Here is a 16,260-nt window from a genome sequence, read left to right as displayed (position 1 = left end):
CCTGGCACCGCGCCCCGCCGCGTTGTCGTCGGTCGCCGATGCTCCGCATGGACTCCCTCCTCCGCCTTGCGGTCCACGGCACCAGACGCCGCTCCCTGACCCGGCCTGATCGACAAGACACCCCCTAGGAGTTCACCGTGAAGGACGCCTTCGGCGCTCCCCAGTCCCTGCTCGTGCTCGGCGGCACGTCCGCGATCGGGCTCGCGACGGCCCGGCGGCTGATCGCACGCCGGACCCGTACGGTCCTGCTCGCGGGCCGTCCCTCCCCCGCGCTGTCGGCGGCGGCCGCTTCGCTGCGGCCGCTGGGCGCGGAGGTGCGGACCGTGCCGTTCGACGCGCTCGACACCGCCTCGCACGAGGAGCGGCTGGGCGCGGTCTTCGCGGCGGGGGACGTGGACCTGGTGCTGCTTGCCTTCGGGGTCCTCGGTGACCAGGCGCGGGACGAGTCCGATCCGGGGGCGGCCGTGCGGGTGGCGCAGACGAACTACACGGGTGCCGTCTCGGCCGGTCTGGTGTGCGCGGGCGCGCTGCAGGCGCAGGGGCACGGTTCGCTCGTGGTGCTGTCCTCGGTGGCGGCGGAGCGGGCGCGGCGGGCCGATTTCATCTACGGCTCGTCGAAGGCGGGGCTCGACGTGTTCGCGCAGGGGCTGGGCGACGCGCTGTACGGGACGGGGGTGCACGTCATGGTGGTACGGCCGGGGCCCGTGCGGCGCGGCGGGGCGGGGGGCGCGCGGGCGGCGGAGCCGTTCGCGACCACGCCGGAGGCGGTCGCGGGGGCGATCGAGCTGGGGCTGCGGCGCCGCTCGGAGACGGTGTGGGTGCCGGGGGCGCTGCGGATGGTGGGCTCGGCGCTGCGGCACGTGCCGCGGCCGCTCTTCCGGCGCCTGCCGGTGTGAGGGGCGCGCGGCCCGCGCCCCGTACCGGCTACGTGTGGGTGGGCGCCGGGGAGTCGAGCGGGCTGCCGCCCTGGGCCGGGACGGCGGTGGCGGGGCGGCCGTTGCCGAACTCGTAGTCGCACAGCTTGCGCCACACGCCGTCCGTGCCCTGCTCGTACAGGGCGAAGGAGCGGCAGGTCCAGGCGGCCTCGTACCCGGCGAGCTCCTCGTACGCCCGGTCCATCCCCGCCTCGGAGATGCCGTGGGCGACGGTGACGTGCGGGTGGTACGGGAACTGGAGCTCGCGGACGAGCGGCCCGGTCTCGTCCCGGATCAGCCGCTGGAGCCGGTCGCAGGCGCCGGCGCCCTCGACGAGCTGGACGAAGACGACCGGGGAGAGCGGGCGGAAGGTGCCGGTGCCCCGGAGGCGCACGGTGAACGGCCGGCAGCCGGCGGCGACACCCGCGAGGTGCGCCCCGATCTCCGGCAGCCGGTCCTCCGTGGCCTCCGTGGGCGGGACGAGCGTGACGTGGGTGGGAATGGCGTGCGCGGCGGGATCCCCGAAGCCCGCGCGCCGCTCCTGGAGCAGGCTGCCGTAGGGCTCCGGGACCGCGATCGAAACGCCGAGCGTTACGGTCCCCACGTCGTTCTCCTCCGTCATCCGTCGCGTCGTGTGCGGTGGTGGTGCCGCCGCCAGTGTGCGGCCTGCACCACCCTCGTGGCCAGGGTCCCCGGACTCAGTGCTTGGCGGGCAGGAAGCCCAGCCGGTCGTAGGCCTGCGCCAGCGTCTCGGCGGCGACGGCGCGCGCCTTCTCGGCGCCCTTGGCCAGGATCGAGTCCAGCGTCTCCGGGTCGTCCAGGTATTCCTGGGTGCGGGACCGGAAGGGCGTGACGAAGTCCACCATCACCTCGGCGAGGTCGGTCTTCAGCGCGCCGTACATCTTGCCCTCGTAGCTCTTCTCCAGGTCGGCGATCGACGTCCCGGTGAGGGTGGACATGATGCCGAGGAGGTTGGAGACGCCGGCCTTGTTCTCCGGGTCGAAGCGGATGACCGTGTCGGTGTCGGTGACGGCGCTCCTGACCTTCTTCGCGGTGACCTTCGGGTCGTCCAGGAGGTTGATGAGGCCCTTGGGCGTGGAGGCCGACTTGCTCATCTTGACCGCCGGGTCCTGGAGGTCGTAGATCTTCGCCGTCTCCTTGAGGATGTACGGCTCGGGGATCGTGAAGGTCTCGCCGAAGCGGCCGTTGAAGCGCTCGGCGAGGTCGCGGGTGAGCTCGATGTGCTGGCGCTGGTCCTCGCCGACCGGGACCTGGTGGGCCTGGTAGAGGAGGATGTCGGCGACCTGGAGGATCGGGTACGTGAAGAGGCCGACGGTGGCGCGGTCGGCGCCCTGCTTGGCGGACTTGTCCTTGAACTGGGTCATGCGGGAGGCCTCGCCGAAGCCGGTGAGGCAGTTCATGACCCAGCCGAGCTGGGCGTGCTCGGGGACGTGGCTCTGGACGAAGAGGGTGCAGCGCTCCGGGTCGAGGCCGGCGGCGAGCAGCTGGGCGACGGCGAGCCGGGTGTTGGCGCGGAGCTCGGCGGGGTCCTGCGGAACCGTGATCGCGTGGAGGTCGACGACCATGTAGAAGGCGTCGTGGGTCTCCTGGAGGGCGACCCACTGGCGGACGGCGCCGAGGTAGTTGCCGAGGTGGAACGAGCCTGCGGTGGGCTGGATTCCGGAGAGCACACGGGGACTGTCAGAGGCCATGCACATCATTCTCTCAGGTGTCGGAACCGATCCCGTGCGGCCGGTGCGGTGCGGCCGGTCCTCCCGGCGGGGTCCCGCCGGCGGGGCCGGTTCGGGGCGGCGCGCCGTTCCGGCCGGGGGCCTCGCGGCCGGCGGGTGATGAGACGAGGAACACAGTCCACAGAGGGGCGCGTGCGGCTCCTCCGGGGCCGCTTCCGCGTCCGCCGGCCGCGGCGCGGGGGCGCGCGGAAGCGGGCGCGCCGTCACGGGAGGTTTCTTCGTCCGGCGCGAGACCGACGATATGAAGGGGGCCACACCACTCCCCGTGCCGCAGGACGAACGGAGATCCCGTGTCGAGGACGCACAACGCGATCGCTTCCGCGGAGGCGCACAGCGCTCACAACTACCACCCCCTTCCGGTCGTCGTCGCCTCGGCGGACGGCGCCTGGATGACCGATGTCGAGGGCCGCCGCTACCTCGACATGCTCGCCGGCTACTCGGCGCTGAACTTCGGGCACGGCAACCCCCGGCTGATCGGGGCGGCGAAGGCGCAGCTGGACCGGGTGACGCTCACCTCCCGGGCCTTCCACCACGACCGGTTCGCGGAGTTCTGCGCCCGCCTGGCCGAGCTGTGCGGCAAGGAGGCGGTGCTGCCGATGAACACGGGCGCGGAGGCGGTCGAGACGGCCGTGAAGACCGCGCGCAAGTGGGGGTACGAGGTGAAGGGCGTGCCGGACGGGCACGCGAAGATCGTCGTGGCGGCGAACAACTTCCACGGCCGGACGACGACGATCGTCAGCTTCTCGACGGACCACGAGGCGCGGGACCACTACGGTCCGTACACGCCGGGCTTCGAGATCGTGCCGTACGGGGACCTGACGGCGCTGGACGCGGCGGTCACCGAGAACACGGTGGCGGTGCTCCTGGAGCCGATCCAGGGCGAGGCCGGGGTGCTGGTGCCGCCGGCGGGCTATCTGCGCGGGGTGCGCGAGCTGACCGCCCGGCGGAACGTGCTGTTCATGGCGGACGAGATCCAGTCGGGGCTGGGCCGCACCGGGCGGACGTTCGCCTGCGAGCACGAGGGCGTGGTGCCCGACGTGTACATCCTGGGGAAGGCGCTGGGCGGTGGTGTGGTGCCGGTGTCGGCGGTGGTCGCGGACCGTTCGGTGCTCGGGGTGTTCCGGCCGGGTGAGCACGGGTCGACCTTCGGCGGGAACCCTCTGGCCTGCGCGGTGGCCCTGGAGGTGATCGCCCTGCTGCGGACGGGCGAGTACCAGGAGCGGGCGGCCGAGCTGGGCGAGCACCTCCACGCGGAGCTGGGGCTGCTCGTGGGCGGCGGTGCGGTGGAGGCGGTGCGCGGGCGGGGTCTGTGGGCCGGGGTGGACATCGTGCCGTCCCGGGGGACGGGCCGGGAGATCTCCGAGCGGCTGATGGAGCGGGGCGTGCTCGTGAAGGACACGCACGGTTCGACGATCCGGCTCGCGCCGCCGCTGGTGATCTCGAAGGAGGACCTGGACTGGGGGCTGGAGCAGCTGCGCGCGGTGCTGGCCGACGCTTCCTGACCGTGTCCGGCCGTCGCTGACCGTGACTGGCCGGCCTTGATCGGCCCTGACCGTCGAGGACCGTTCGCGCGCGCTCGCGAACGGTCCGGCGGGAACCGGCCGGCTGCCGCCGGTCGCCCCGGTCAGAGGATGACGTGCGGCAGGAAGCGGGCGTACTCGTCCGTGACGAGCCCCGCCGACTCTCGGATGCCGAGCCCCGCCGCCTCGTTCTCGACGACCCACGCGCCGAGCACCACCCGGTTGCCGTCGAAGTCGGGCAGCGGGGCCAGCTCCTGGTAGCAGCAGGGTTCGTCGCGTACGACGGGCGTGCCGCCGGCCTCGTGCAGGGTCACGCCCGCACCCTCACGGCCGAGGAGCGGCTTGGCGGCCCAGCCGGTGGTCGCGGCGAGTTCCCGCGGACCGTCGAGGTAGGCGGCCAGCAGGTTCGGGTGCCCCGGGTTGAGCTCCCACAGGATCGCCAGGAGCGCCTTGTTGGAGAGGAGCATCTTCCACGCGGGCTCGATCCAGCAGGTGGTGCCGGTGCCGCCGCCGTTGTCGAGGGTGTCGAGGACGTACGGGCCGAAGCGGTCGGTGGTCAGCCACTCCCACGGGTAGAGCTTGAAACAGCTGCGGATGAACCGCAGCCGGTCGTCCACGAAGCGGCGGGAGAGCCGGTCCCAGCCGATCCGCTCGACGGAGAGCGCCTCGGTGGCGAGCCCGGCCTGCTGCGCGGTCTCGCGCAGGTACGCGACCGTCATCAGGTCCTCGCCGAGCTCGTCGCCGTCGGAGTGGGCGAAGTGCACGGGGCCGGGCGGCAGCAGGTGCGCCTGCCGCTTCCAGGCGTCGACGAGCCGCTCGTGGAGCGAGTTCCACTGGTCGGCGCCGGGGAACCGCTCCTCCATCCAGAACCACTGCGGGCTGGCCGCCTCCACCAGGGAGGTGGGGGTGTCGGCGTTGTACTCCAGCATCTTCGCCGGGCCGCCGCGCCCGTCGTAGCGCAGGTCGAACCGGCCGTACAGCGAGGGCAGTTCGGCCCGGCGGCGCCAGGACTCGGCGACGCGGGACGCGACCCGGGGGTCGGTGATGCCGAGCTCGGCGAAACGGTCCTTCTCGACGATGTGCGCCGCCGCCTCCAGGCAGAGCGCGTGCAGCTCCTCGACGACCTCCTCCAGCGCCTCCACCTCGGGCAGGGAGAAGCTGTAGTAGGCGCTCTCGTCCCAGTAGGGGCGCAGCGAACCGTCCGGGTAGCGGGTCAGGGGGTAGACGACCCCCTGTTCCTCCACGATCCGCTGCCAGTCGGGCCGGGGGTCGATGGTGTGCCGTTCCATGGGCCGGGCCCTCCTCAGCCGCCGCCGGAGCCCGAGCAGCCGAAACCGCCGGTGTCGACGGCCTTCTTGTCGAAGCTGCCCCCGCTCACCGTGCGGTCGCGGACGGAGCCGCCGTAGTAGTACTGGCCGCGGGCGGTGCTGCCGCTGCCGTCGTCGTCCCTGCCGCTCCGGCACTCGTACGAGGGCAGTTCCTCGCGCGTCAGCGGGTCCACGCACCGCCGGTCCGGTTCGGATCCGCACGCGGTGATCGTCGCCGCGAGCACACCCATCCCGCCGAGCACCACCGTGCTCGACCTCAGCCTCCGCATGTCCGTCGCCCTCCCCTTCGCGGTCGCGACCGTCGCGACCGCACAGTGTAGGCCGGTGCTTTCCGGCCGCACGCCACGGAGTCGTTCCGTACCGAACGCGACGGTTCGGCCCCGGGCCGGACGGGGCCGGGCGCCGTTGCGGGGGCGCCGGGCCGTCACGGTGCCGGCGGGGCGGGGACCGGGCCCGGGTCCTGCGGCAGGATCCGGCAGAGGGCCCGTAGCGCGGCCTGCCAGCCGCTGTCGGGCGGAGTGGCGTAGCCGACGACCAGGCCGTCCAGGGCGGGAGCGACGGAGGGGCGGCGGAACTGGTCGACGCCCTGGACGGCGAGCCCCTGCCAGGCGGCGGCGCGCAGCACCTCCTGCTCGGTGCCCGGCGGCAGGGCGAGGACGGCGTGGAGACCGGCCGCGATGCCCCCGACGCGGGTGTGCGGCGCGTGGGCCGCGACCGCCTCCACGAGCTGGTCCCGGCGCCGCCGGTAGCGCAGCCGCATGGCGCGTACGTGCCGGTCGTACGCCCCCGAACGCAGGAACTCCGCGAAGGCGAGCTGGTCGGTCGCGCTGGACACCCAGTCCACCGCTCCCTTCTCGGCCACCACGGCGTCGAGCAGCCGCTCGGGCAGCACCATCCACGCCAGCCGCAGCCCCGGCGCCAGGGACTTGCTGGCGGTGCCCAGATACACGACCCGTTCGGGGTCGAGCTGCTGAAGGGCCCCCACCGGCTGGCGGTCGTAGCGGAACTCGCCGTCGTAGTCGTCCTCCAGGACGACGCCGCCGGTGGCGCGCGCCCAGTCGACGACGGCGGCCCGCCGGTCGGGCGGCAGGGCCCCGCCCAGCGGGAACTGGTGGGCGGCCGTCATCAGGACGGCGCCGGCCGCGCGGAAGGCCGGGTCGTCCGTCAGCGACTCCACGCGCGTGCCGCGCGCGTCGTGGGGCAGCGCCCGGGTCGCGAGGCCGGCGCGCGTGAGGAGGTCGGCGTGGAGCCCGAGCCCGTACGACTCCACCGCCGCCTCCCGTACGCCTCCGGCCCGTAGCACCTGGCCGATCAGGGTCAGCCCGTGGACGAACCCCGCGCAGATCACGATCCGTTCGGACCGGGCGTGCACGCCGCGGGCGCGGGCGAGGTACTCGGCGAGGACGGTGCGCAGTTCGGCGCGCCCGCGCGGGTCGCCGTACCCGAAGGCCTCGTTGGGGGCGGCGGTCAGGGCCCGGCGGTAGGCCTTGAGCCACTCGGCGCGGGGGAAGGAGGCGAGGTCGGGGGTGCCGGCCTTCAGGTTGTGCAGGGGGCGGTCGGGGCGGGCGGGGTGCCGCGTCCGGGCGGCCGCCGGGATGGCCGGGGCGGTGGAGGGCGGGGCCGGGGGGCGGGGCGCGGTGCGGGGGGCGACCCGGGTGCCGGAGCCCTGCCGGGCGGTGAGCCAGCCCTCGGCGACGAGTTCGGCGTACGCGTCGGCGACGGTGTTCCGGGCGATGCCGAGGTCGGCGGCGAGGGACCGCGAGGACGGCAGCCGGGTGCCCGCCTCCAGACGGCCGCTGCGGACCGCCTCCCGCAGCGCGTCCATGAGGCCGGCCCGCAGCCGGGTGCCGCGCAGTTCCAGGTGGAGGTCGGCCCCGAAAGTGGCCCGGTCGTTCGCCATGGAAATGGACCATACCCCTGCGCCATCCCGCCCGTACGGTGAGGAACATGACCACCACGACGGACACACGGCAGCACTCCGGCACCCCGACCGCCGGGCACGCGCACGAGCACTCGCCCCGGATGGCCTTCGCCGAGCTCGTCCCGGACTTCTACCGGGCGATGCTCCGCCTGGAGACGGCCGCCGCGAAGGACCTCGACCCCACCCTCCACCACCTGGTCAAGATCCGGGCCTCGCAGATCAACCGCTGCGCCTTCTGCATCGACATGCACAGCAAGGACGCGCTCGCGGAGGGCGAGACCGTCGAGCGGATCGTCCAGCTCTCCGCCTGGGAGGAGTCCCGGCACTTCTACACCGAGCGGGAGCTCGCCGCCCTCGCCCTGACCGAGGCCGTCACCGTCCTCACCGACGGATTCGTGCCGGACGCGGTGTACGAGGAGGCCGCGCGGCACTTCGAGGAGACGGAGCTGGCCCGGCTCCTCGCCGGCGTCATCGCCATCAACGCCTGGAACCGGATCGGCGTCACCACCCGCATGGTCGCCGGCCACTACACCCCCCGCACCGCCTCATGACACCGCCGGGCGTCACCGGGACGGGGACCCGGGCCGGGGCGGCGGAGCGGGCGCGGCTCCTGCGGGACCTGCACCGCGGCCGGCGCGCGCACGATCCCCTCGTCCTGCCGGGCCCGTGGGACGCGGCCAGCGCTCGCGCCTTCGAGGCGGCCGGTTTCCCGGCCCTGGCCACGCCGAGCGCCGGGATCGCCGCCTCGCTCGGGTACGAGGACGGGGCGACGCCGCCCGGCGAGATGTTCGCGGCCGTGGCCCGGATCGTCCGCTCCGTCTCCGTACCCGTCACGGCGGACCTGGAGGGCGGGTACGGCCTCCCGCCCGCCGAACTGGTCGAGCGGGTACGGCAGTCCGGTGCCGTCGGGGTCAACCTGGAGGACACCGACCGGGCGACCGGCGGCCTCAAGGACGCCGGGGCGCACGCGGAGTGGCTGGCACGGGTGCGGGAAGCGGCCGGCCCGGAGCTGTTCGTCAACGCGCGCGTCGACGCCTATCTCCGCGGGGGCCCGGATCCGGCCGGGGAGGCCCTCGCCCGGGCCCGGCTCTACGCGGCGGCGGGCGCGGACTGCGTGTACCCCATCGGCGCCCCGCCGTCCGACCTGCCGGCCCTCCGCAGCGTCCTCGGGAACCTGTCCCTGAACGCCCTGGCCGTCCCGGGCGGCCCGTCCTTCGCCGAACTCGGCCGCCTCGGCGCCGACCGTCTCACCTTCGGCAACGCCCTGCTGCTCCGCGCGGTCGGCGGTCTCGCGGACCTGGCGGCGGAGCTCCGGGCGGGGCACCTCACGGGCTGAGGGCCCCGGGCCGGGTCAGGACGTGCCGGGCCGGAAGAACCGCAGGGCGACGCGCAGGTGCTCGCGCTGCCGGGGCCAGTCGGTGTCCGGCCCCGCGACCAGGACGGCGTAGTGGGTGCCGTCGGGCGCCGTGAAGGCGCGGTCGACGACCTTGCGGCGGGTGCCGTCCGGGCGGTCGTAGGCGTACACCAGCTCGGCGGCGTCCGCCGGGGCGTCCGGTTCGCCGCCGACCCGGCGGGGGCCGGTCTCCTCGTAGCCGGGCTTGTTGGCGCGGCCGTCGGCGGAGACCCCGCTCAGGGCCTCGTACGGCGTCAGGCCGGGCTCCCGGACCACGAAGACCTGCAGGAGGCTCTGTCCGTCGGGGGCGTTGTAGAAGACGCCCTGGTCGGACTCGGTGCGGTCCCAGCCCTCGGGGACCGCGATCGTGAAGCCGCCGGTGTCGTCGACGGTCCGGTAGCCGGCCGGGGGCTCGGTCCCGGTCGGCATGACCGTCGGCGTGGGGGCCGAGGACGTCTCCGAGGGCGGTGCCGTGGACGGTTCCGGCTCGGCGGTCACCGGTGCCGAGACGGAAGGATGCGGCTCGCCCGCCACGGGCTCCCCGCCGTCATCGCCGGGGAACAGCCGGCTCCCGAGGGCGCCCGCGACCAGGACCGCGCCGACGGCCGCGGCCACGACCACCGTGCGCCGGGGCACCCTCCCGGGCAGCCGCGACGCCGTCCGCGCGGGCGACCCGGCGTTCTCCCACCGCCCGCTCACCGGATCGAACACGGGCGAGCCCGGGGGCGCCGCCGGGGCGTCGGGCCACGGGGGTACGGGGCCGGCGCCCGGTCCCGTACCGGGCGCGGGCGAAGGCGGAAACACGGGAAGGGGCGCGGGCGGAGGCACAGGGAGCGGCGCGGGGCCGGGCGCCGGGTCCCCCGCGGGTTCCGTGGGCCGCCCCGGCCCGTCACCGGGGCTCTCCCAGCGCTGCGTCTCGTCGTTCCAGCGGGCCGTCACGGCGGGCTCACCCGCCGAGCAGGGCGCCGACCGCCTGGCCGACGGCCACGCCCGAGGCGAGGATGCCGGTCACGGCACCGGCGTCGGTCAGGGCGAGGCGGAGCCGGGCGAGGCGGGGCCGGCCGGCGGCGCCGGTGCCCTCGATCTCGTCCTCGGCGTCGGCCAGTTCGGCTTCGAGGACGGTGGTCTCGTCGGTCGCGACGAGACGGCCGAGGTCGGCGCGGAGCGCGCGGATCGCCGTGAGCAGCTCCTCCTGGAGCGGGTCGCGGGCGGCGGCCCCCGCCCCGTGCACGGTGTACGAGACCTGGTTGTTGTCGCCGACGCTGACGTTGCCGTGCGCGTTGCTGATGTTGATGCCGCGGGTCGCGGGCCTGTCCTGTTCAGCCACGGTCGCCTCCGGGCCTCGTGGTATGGGTGGTGGTGAAGGTCTTGTTGGTGACGGTGTTGCGGTCGCCGATGGTCACGTTCCCCCGCGTGTTCTCGATGAAGGTGCCGCCCTCCGCGACCTGGATGATCTTCTGCTCGAATTCGGCGGTCTCGTACCCGGCCTCGCGCAGTGCGGCGGTCACGCCGTTGGCCACCCGGTCCTGGATGCTCTTGAGGTAACGGCTGACGTCCATCTCCTGGAAAAGGGAGGCCTCGTCGTCCGAGCCGAGCTCGCGCACCGAGGCGTACGGCCCCTCGGGCAGGGCGTGCTCGTGGCCCGCCGTGGCGACCCGCCACAGGTGTCCGAGCGCGCGGGCGAGGGTGACGAGCGCCTGCCCGGCCGAGCGCGGGGTCTGCCCGAGCGCCCAGACGGCCCTGCCGAAGCGGTGGTTGTACCGGTAGCGGTGGGCGATCCGGTCCGCCTCGCGGTACAGGCGCTTCACCGGCCGCAGGACGTGCGGGGCGACCTCCAGCATCAGCATGCCGCCCTGCGTGTGGACCCGGACGAAGACGGTCGTGACGACCTCCTCGCCCCAGCCGCCGACGCGGACGCGCAGGAAGTGGCGGCGGGCCTCGCCGCCCTCCTCGACGGCGCCCGCCCGGTGCGCCTCGAACGCGGCGGCGGTGTACGGGGCGGTGGCCCGGTCCGTCAGGCCGTCGGCGGGCAGGAAGACGACCTCGTCGATCTCCAGCTCGCGCAGCCGGTCCCGGGAGGCCGCCCGGGCCGCCGGCGAGCCGTGCGGGGACGGCTCGCGCAGGGCGGCGACGTACGGGACGACGTGGCGCAGCACCGCGCTGTTGTCGAGCGGTTCGGGCGCCGTGTCGCCGAGGCCCTCGCGGGGGCGCAGCTCGATGGAGAGCGACCACGGCTCGTACGGCTGGCCGGCGCCGCGGAACGGCCACTCGGTGTCGTACAGGACGAGGGGGGCGTGCTGCTCGGCGCGGATCCGGTCCCGCAGGCGGCGGAAGCGGGCCCCCTCGGCCTGCTCGGCCGGGTCGGCGCGCAGGTCGGCGAAGTGGTCCCGGGACAGTTCCTCGGTGAGCGCGCGGGCGAACTGGCCGCGCTGGGTGGCCACCGCCCAGGCGATCAGGAACGGCAGGGCGAGGGTGATCCACACCTCCAGCTTTCCGACGCTCCACAGCTCCGCGGGCGACGCGCCGAAGGCGGCGCCGAATCCGAGGCCGACGGTGCCGAGGAGTTCCCAGAGTTCCTCGGTGGCGTCGAAGAACTCGTAGCGGCCCTCGTCGCCCGCGAGGGCGAGGACGAGGAGGAGGACGAAGGACTGGGCGAGCGCCAGCCGCGCGTACCAGCGCAGGAGGAGGGCGGGGAGGGCGCGGACGAGGGGCACCCGGGCGGCCCGGCCGCGGATCCAGCGGGCGAGGCCGAGGAGCAGCAGGGGCAGGACGAGGAGCAGCACCAGGCCCTTGGTGAGCGGGAAGGCGACGATCCAGAGGGCGAGGATGCCGGCGGCCCAGGCGAGTTCGACGCGCCGGGCGCGCAGGGCGTGGGCGAGGACACGGCTCGCGTCGTAGCCGAGGGAGGGCGCGGCGAAGCGCTCCTCGTGGACGTACAGCTGGTCGATGACGGCGTCCCGGAAGCCGTCGTCGAGGTAGGTGCCGGCGCAGAGCAGCCGGGTCGCCTCGCTGGCGGAGGGCGACCGGCGCGCGTCGGTGGCGGGCGGCGCGGTGCCGGGCCCCGGAGGCGGTGGGGGCGGTGGTGCGGACGGCCCGGGGGGCCCGGGCGGCTGATGGGGAACGGAGGCCTGCGTCAAGACTCCCCCGATGTCGTGAACGGACTGGTTCCCGGCCGGTGTTGGCCGGACCGGAGGGGCCAGCATAGGGGAGGCCGGTGCCCGGTGTCGGCCCGAAAAAAGCACCCCCGGCCTGGTGGCCGGGGGTGCTGGGGCGCAGGGTGAGGGTCAGAGGAGACCCAGCTCGCGCACGGCGTCGCGCTCCTCGGCCAGCTCGGCGACGGAGGCGTCGATGCGCTCGCGGGAGAAGTCGTTGATCTCCAGGCCCTGGACGATCTCGTACTTCCCGTCCTTGCAGGTGACGGGGAAGGAGGAGATGAGGCCCTCGGGAACGCCGTAGGAACCGTCCGACGGGATGCCCATCGAGGTCCAGTCGCCCTCGGCGGTGCCGTTGACCCACGTGTGGACGTGGTCGATGGCGGCGTTGGCGGCGGAGGCGGCGGAGGACGCGCCCCGGGCCTCGATGATCGCGGCGCCGCGCTTGGCGACGGTCGGGATGAAGGTGTCGGCCACCCACGCCTGGTCGCCCACGACCTCGGCGGCGTTCTTGCCGGCGATCTCCGCGTGGAAGATGTCCGGGTACTGGGTGGCGGAGTGGTTGCCCCAGATGGTGAGGCGCTTGATGTCCTCGACGGAGGCACCGGTCTTGGCGGCCAGCTGCGAGATCGCGCGGTTGTGGTCCAGGCGCGTCATGGCGGTGAAGCGCTCGGCCGGGACGTCCGGCGCGGCGGCCTGGGCGATCAGGGCGTTGGTGTTGGCCGGGTTGCCGACGACGAGGACCTTGATGTCGTCCGCGGCGTGGTCGTTGATGGCCTTGCCCTGCGGCTTGAAGATGCCGCCGTTGGCGGAGAGCAGGTCGCCGCGCTCCATGCCCTTGGTGCGGGGGCGGGCGCCGACGAGCAGCGCGATGTTGGCGCCCTCGAAGCCCTTGTTCGGGTCGTCGAAGATGTCGATGCCCTTGAGCAGCGGGAACGCGCAGTCGTCGAGCTCCATGGCGGTGCCCTCGGCGGCCTTCACGCCCTGCGGGATCTCGAGGAGGCGCAGCTTGACCGGCACGTCCGCGCCGAGCAGGTGGCCCGAGGCGATGCGGAACAGCAGCGCGTAGCCGATCTGGCCGGCCGCGCCGGTCACGGTGACATTCACGGGAGTGCGGGTCATGGCGATCTCCGTAAGACAGCTGGCGGTGGGGGGTCCCTGCCCCTGGTGTCGGACGGCTCTCTGATCGATCGGTGTCTCGATGTGAAGAGATATCCAGCGGTCAGGCTATCCGACCCGGGCCCCCCCGAACCCCCACCCCCTTGTGGTGCGGCTCACTGCCACCCTTCCGCGGGGTGTCGGCGCGTCAGGCCCCGGGCGCGGCCGGTGCGTCCGCCGGGCCGTCAGCCGGGGGTGCAGCCGGCGCGTCCGTCGGCGAGCGCGGCGCAGGCGCGGGCCTCGCCGCCCGCGGCGACCGGAACCATCGGGGTGTAGGCGTCGGTGTCGGTGCCGGCCGGGAGCGTGGCGCGCCGGGTGACGCCGGCGGCCTCGACGGTGACGGTGTCCCCGGGCGCCGCGCCGCTGATGCGGGCCCAGGCGGCCCGGCAGGCGGGGCTGTGCCGGACCTCGACCCGGGCGCCGCCGACCGTGGTGCGCGCGACGGTGGTGGCGAGGGGGCCGCCGCAGCCCAGGGCCTCCGGGTCCTGCCCGGAACAGCTCGGTCCCGCGCAGGTGGCTCCGGCGGGGAGCGGGGTGACGACGGTGGGGGGCGGGGTGGTGGCACGGGTGGGCGGCGCGGTGGCCGCCCGCCCGTCGTCGGCGCCCCCGCCGCCGAGGTCGACGAGGAGCAGCGCGGCGGTGACGACGAGTCCCGCGCCGACGATCCCCGCGGCGTGAAGGAGCGCGGCGCGGGAGCGGGTCAGGGGGGTACGGACGGGGGACCGGTCCCGGGGCGGTGGCACGGCGTGGGTGACGGGGGTACGGGGCGGGCCGCCGGCCCGGCGGGCGGTGCCGGTGCCGGGAGCGGGGGTGAGCGGGAGGTCTCCGTCGACGCGGCGGATCCGCAGGGTGTGGTCCTGGCCGCCACCACCGGGGTCACCGCCGCCGTCGCCGTCGTCGCGGAAGGCGGAGGCTCCGTCGGGGACCGCCCGGGCTTGGGTCGCCGGCCGGTACGCGACGGGGGGCGCCGGCGCCGGACGCGTACCCCGGCCGTCCTCGGCGTCCGGGCCGGGTCCCGGCGTGGCGCCGGTTCCCGCGCGCCGCCAGGCACGTTCGGCGTGTTCGGCGTCCGCCGCGAGGGCGCCGGCGTCCGCGCCGGTCACGTCGGCGAGGGCCAGGACGGCGCTCCGGGGCACCGGGCGGTCGGCGCGGAGGTACGCCTCCCAGGTGGCCCGGTCGTGGCCGGTCCGTTCGGCGACGGCGAGGACACCGAGGCCGCTGCGGTCGATCGACCGCCGCATCCGCTCCGTGAACGCGCGGATCTCCGGGGCCAGTTCCTCAGGAAGCGGCTTCCAACCGGGCATGTGAGCTCCCCTTCGTTCCCCTGCCTCCCCGCAGGATGGCAGGTCCGGGGGCGCGGCGCGGCCGGTACGGAGCAGCCGCTCCGGCGGTTCCGGCGGCGCGGAACATAGCGGAATGGTCACTTCCGTGCCACAGCGCGCCGACGGCGCTTGAAGCCGCTTGGCGAGTACATGACCCTTGATCACGCGGCGGTGCCCGCCCTCCCACGGGGGAGAGGGCGGGCACCGCCGTGTGCTTGGCGCTCTACGTCACGGTCAGATGGAGGACGTCCTCCAGGAACGGGATCCGCAGCCAGGGGCCCGGCTGCACCATGAGCGCGAGCAGCACGATGAGGGTGCCGAGCACCCCGTACGTGAACATGTCGGTGAAGCGCGACCGGACGGCCAGCATCCCGACCGAGGGCAGCGCCCTGCGCAACCCGGCACCGGTGAGGAGCGCGCCTCCGACGAGGATCGCGCCCACCCGGAAGGACTGCGGGAAGGGGTCGGTCCCCACCACGAGCAGGCCGAGCGCCGTCAGACCGAGGACGGTGAGCAGCGGCCACTGCCGGGCCGGCGCCGGCGCGTCGCCGGAGGCCGCCCGTCCGCCGCCCTCGGGCCGCGAGGTGCCCTCGGTGACGACGGTCGGCTTCGGCCGCGTGAAGCCACGCCCGGAGCCGCCGGCGGCGGGGCCCGTGGGGGCGGGGGTGGACACCGGGGAGCCCTTCACCGGGTCCGCCGCCTCCTCCGGCCCGTCCGGGGTCCCCGGGGATCCCGGGGTCCCGGAGGTCACGTCAGAGCGCCGCGGCCGCGCGCTCGGCGGCCTCGACGACGTTGACGAGGAGCTGCGCGCGGGTCATCGGGCCCACGCCGCCCGGGTTCGGGGAGATCCAGCCGGCCACCTCGGCGACGCCCGGGTGCACGTCGCCCATGATCTTGCCCTCGGCGTTGCGGGAGACGCCGACGTCGAGGACGGCCGCGCCCGGCTTCACGTCCTCGGGCCTGATCAGGTGCGGCACGCCCGCCGCCGCGACGATGATGTCCGCGTTGCGCAGGTGCGCCGCGAGGTCCCGGGTGCCCGTGTGGCACTGGGTCACGGTGGCGTTCTCGGAGCGGCGGGTGAGGAGCAGCGGCATCGGCCGGCCGATCGTGACGCCGCGGCCGACGACCACGACCTCCGCGCCGTTGATCTCGACACCGTGGGCCCGCAGCAGGGTGATGACGCCGTTCGGCGTGCAGGGCAGCGGCGCGGGCTCGTTGAGGACGAGCCGGCCGAGGTTGGTCGGGTGCAGGCCGTCCGCGTCCTTGGCCGGGTCCATCAGCTCCAGGATGCGGTTCTCGTCGATGCCCTTCGGGAGGGGGAGCTGGACGATGTAACCGGTGCAGGCGGGATCCTCGTTGAGCTCCCGTACGACCGCCTCGATCTCCTCCTGGGTGGCGGTGGCGGGCAGCTGCCGCTGGATCGAGGCCAGGCCGACCTGCGCGCAGTCACGGTGCTTTCCGGCCACGTACTTCTGACTGGCCGGGTCGTCGCCGACCAGGACCGTGCCGAGACCGGGCGTGACGCCCTTCTCCTTGAGAGCCGCCACACGGACGGTCAGTTCGGACTTGATCGCGGCTGCGGTGGCCTTGCCATCGAGAATCTGGGCGCTCATGGGGCCCATCCTCCCGGATGAACCCCGCCCACTTCCAATTCGCCCTCCGCCCGGTGCCCGCGCTCCACCGCGGCAGGTTGCGCTTCCGTTGCACTTGCACAACTCCGCCGCCTATCGACTGGACAAAAAAGCGACGTTACGACGACGATGATCCGCGCAGTGCCGCGGAAAGTGCCGGGGGGAAGCCG

16 protein-coding genes are annotated in these 16,260 nt (G+C 74.7%); 4 read left to right on the top strand and 12 right to left on the bottom strand.

The window, feature by feature from the left end; all coding sequences use genetic code 11:
- Window positions 1-137: 137 nt before the first annotated feature.
- A complete protein-coding gene (gene dprE2, locus ABTY40_RS13805; RefSeq protein ID WP_352059684.1) occupies window positions 138-896 on the top strand; it encodes a decaprenylphospho-beta-D-erythro-pentofuranosid-2-ulose 2-reductase in 759 nt (252 codons plus the stop codon).
- A 28-nt stretch (window positions 897-924) separates the two neighbouring features.
- Here the strand turns inward: dprE2 and ABTY40_RS13800 are convergent, their stop codons facing one another.
- Entirely contained in the window at window positions 925-1,518 is a 594-nt protein-coding gene (locus tag ABTY40_RS13800; RefSeq protein WP_352059683.1) for a 2'-5' RNA ligase family protein, read from the bottom strand.
- 94 nt (window positions 1,519-1,612) lie between these two features.
- Complete coding sequence (gene trpS, locus ABTY40_RS13795; RefSeq protein ID WP_352059682.1) at window positions 1,613-2,626, bottom strand: tryptophan--tRNA ligase; 1,014 nt, start codon at window positions 2,624-2,626, stop codon at window positions 1,613-1,615.
- Window positions 2,627-2,955: 329 nt separating this feature from the next.
- Here trpS and rocD point away from each other — a divergent pair, with 329 nt between their 5' ends.
- Window positions 2,956-4,167, top strand: a complete 1,212-nt coding sequence (gene rocD, locus ABTY40_RS13790; protein ID WP_352059681.1) for an ornithine--oxo-acid transaminase — start codon at window positions 2,956-2,958, stop codon at window positions 4,165-4,167.
- A gap of 122 nt (window positions 4,168-4,289) precedes the next feature.
- On the opposite strand, the gene ABTY40_RS13785 is transcribed toward rocD, so the two are convergent.
- The 3 genes from ABTY40_RS13785 to pdxR all read right to left on the bottom strand — a co-directional run bounded on the left by ABTY40_RS13785 (window position 4,290) and on the right by pdxR (window position 7,413).
- Complete coding sequence (locus tag ABTY40_RS13785; RefSeq protein ID WP_352059680.1) at window positions 4,290-5,474, bottom strand: glutathionylspermidine synthase family protein; 1,185 nt, start codon at window positions 5,472-5,474, stop codon at window positions 4,290-4,292.
- A 14-nt stretch (window positions 5,475-5,488) separates the two neighbouring features.
- On the bottom strand, window positions 5,489-5,782 hold the full coding sequence (locus ABTY40_RS13780; RefSeq protein WP_345278459.1) for a hypothetical protein: 294 nt from the start codon (window positions 5,780-5,782) through the stop codon (window positions 5,489-5,491).
- Window positions 5,783-5,937: 155 nt separating this feature from the next.
- Window positions 5,938-7,413, bottom strand: coding sequence for a MocR-like pyridoxine biosynthesis transcription factor PdxR (gene pdxR, locus ABTY40_RS13775; protein ID WP_352059679.1), 1,476 nt, complete (start codon window positions 7,411-7,413; stop codon window positions 5,938-5,940).
- A 47-nt stretch (window positions 7,414-7,460) separates the two neighbouring features.
- Here pdxR and ABTY40_RS13770 point away from each other — a divergent pair, with 47 nt between their 5' ends.
- Together ABTY40_RS13770 and ABTY40_RS13765 are read left to right on the top strand one after the other, a co-directional pair.
- A complete protein-coding gene (locus ABTY40_RS13770) occupies window positions 7,461-7,985 on the top strand; it encodes a carboxymuconolactone decarboxylase family protein (protein ID WP_352059678.1) in 525 nt (174 codons plus the stop codon).
- Complete coding sequence (locus ABTY40_RS13765; RefSeq protein ID WP_352059677.1) at window positions 7,982-8,770, top strand: isocitrate lyase/PEP mutase family protein; 789 nt, start codon at window positions 7,982-7,984, stop codon at window positions 8,768-8,770. The genes ABTY40_RS13770 and ABTY40_RS13765 overlap by 4 nt, the downstream gene beginning before the upstream one ends.
- 15 nt (window positions 8,771-8,785) lie before the next feature.
- On the opposite strand, the gene ABTY40_RS13760 is transcribed toward ABTY40_RS13765, so the two are convergent.
- From ABTY40_RS13760 to ABTY40_RS13730, 7 genes are all read right to left on the bottom strand, one after another.
- A complete protein-coding gene (locus ABTY40_RS13760) occupies window positions 8,786-9,442 on the bottom strand; it encodes a serine/threonine kinase C-terminal domain-containing protein (protein WP_352059676.1) in 657 nt (218 codons plus the stop codon).
- Between the two features lie 331 nt (window positions 9,443-9,773).
- A complete protein-coding gene (locus ABTY40_RS13755) occupies window positions 9,774-10,154 on the bottom strand; it encodes a hypothetical protein (protein ID WP_352059675.1) in 381 nt (126 codons plus the stop codon).
- Entirely contained in the window at window positions 10,147-11,964 is a 1,818-nt protein-coding gene (locus ABTY40_RS13750; RefSeq protein ID WP_352059674.1) for an AbeC-like domain-containing protein, read from the bottom strand. Before ABTY40_RS13750 ends, ABTY40_RS13755 begins: the two co-directional genes overlap by 8 nt.
- A gap of 147 nt (window positions 11,965-12,111) precedes the next feature.
- Window positions 12,112-13,101: a malate dehydrogenase gene (locus ABTY40_RS13745; RefSeq protein WP_352059673.1), complete on the bottom strand. Its 990-nt coding sequence runs from the start codon at window positions 13,099-13,101 to the stop codon at window positions 12,112-12,114.
- A gap of 221 nt (window positions 13,102-13,322) precedes the next feature.
- Window positions 13,323-14,441, bottom strand: a complete 1,119-nt coding sequence (locus tag ABTY40_RS13740) for a DUF2690 domain-containing protein (RefSeq protein WP_352059672.1) — start codon at window positions 14,439-14,441, stop codon at window positions 13,323-13,325.
- Between the two features lie 241 nt (window positions 14,442-14,682).
- Window positions 14,683-15,132 (bottom strand): DUF3017 domain-containing protein, encoded by a 450-nt coding sequence (locus ABTY40_RS13735; RefSeq protein WP_386332305.1) that lies wholly within the window; start codon window positions 15,130-15,132, stop codon window positions 14,683-14,685.
- Between the two features lie 79 nt (window positions 15,133-15,211).
- Window positions 15,212-16,072, bottom strand: coding sequence for a bifunctional methylenetetrahydrofolate dehydrogenase/methenyltetrahydrofolate cyclohydrolase (locus ABTY40_RS13730; RefSeq protein ID WP_352059671.1), 861 nt, complete (start codon window positions 16,070-16,072; stop codon window positions 15,212-15,214).
- Window positions 16,073-16,260: the final 188 nt, after the last annotated feature.

The sequence above is a fragment of the Streptomyces sp. NPDC126503 genome (assembly GCF_040302405.1).
Lineage (GTDB): Bacteria > Actinomycetota > Actinomycetes > Streptomycetales > Streptomycetaceae > Streptomyces > Streptomyces gulbargensis.
The sequence above is the reverse complement of the archived record's forward strand: the minus strand, read 5'-3'. Positions and strand labels throughout refer to the sequence as shown.

What these genes read in the sequence shown, in the direction of transcription:
- trpS (WP_352059682.1), bottom strand. Translation starts at nt 2,626, where the DNA reads ATGGCCTCTGACAGTCCCCGTGTGCTCTCCGGAATCCAGCCCACCGCA.
- ABTY40_RS13785 (WP_352059680.1), bottom strand. Translation starts at nt 5,474, where the DNA reads ATGGAACGGCACACCATCGACCCCCGGCCCGACTGGCAGCGGATCGTG.
- ABTY40_RS13780 (WP_345278459.1), bottom strand. Translation starts at nt 5,782, where the DNA reads ATGCGGAGGCTGAGGTCGAGCACGGTGGTGCTCGGCGGGATGGGTGTG.
- pdxR (WP_352059679.1), bottom strand. Translation starts at nt 7,413, where the DNA reads ATGGCGAACGACCGGGCCACTTTCGGGGCCGACCTCCACCTGGAACTG.
- ABTY40_RS13770 (WP_352059678.1), top strand. Translation starts at nt 7,461, where the DNA reads ATGACCACCACGACGGACACACGGCAGCACTCCGGCACCCCGACCGCC.
- ABTY40_RS13765 (WP_352059677.1), top strand. Translation starts at nt 7,982, where the DNA reads ATGACACCGCCGGGCGTCACCGGGACGGGGACCCGGGCCGGGGCGGCG.
- ABTY40_RS13745 (WP_352059673.1), bottom strand. Translation starts at nt 13,101, where the DNA reads ATGACCCGCACTCCCGTGAATGTCACCGTGACCGGCGCGGCCGGCCAG.
- ABTY40_RS13740 (WP_352059672.1), bottom strand. Translation starts at nt 14,441, where the DNA reads ATGCCCGGTTGGAAGCCGCTTCCTGAGGAACTGGCCCCGGAGATCCGC.
- ABTY40_RS13730 (WP_352059671.1), bottom strand. Translation starts at nt 16,072, where the DNA reads ATGAGCGCCCAGATTCTCGATGGCAAGGCCACCGCAGCCGCGATCAAG.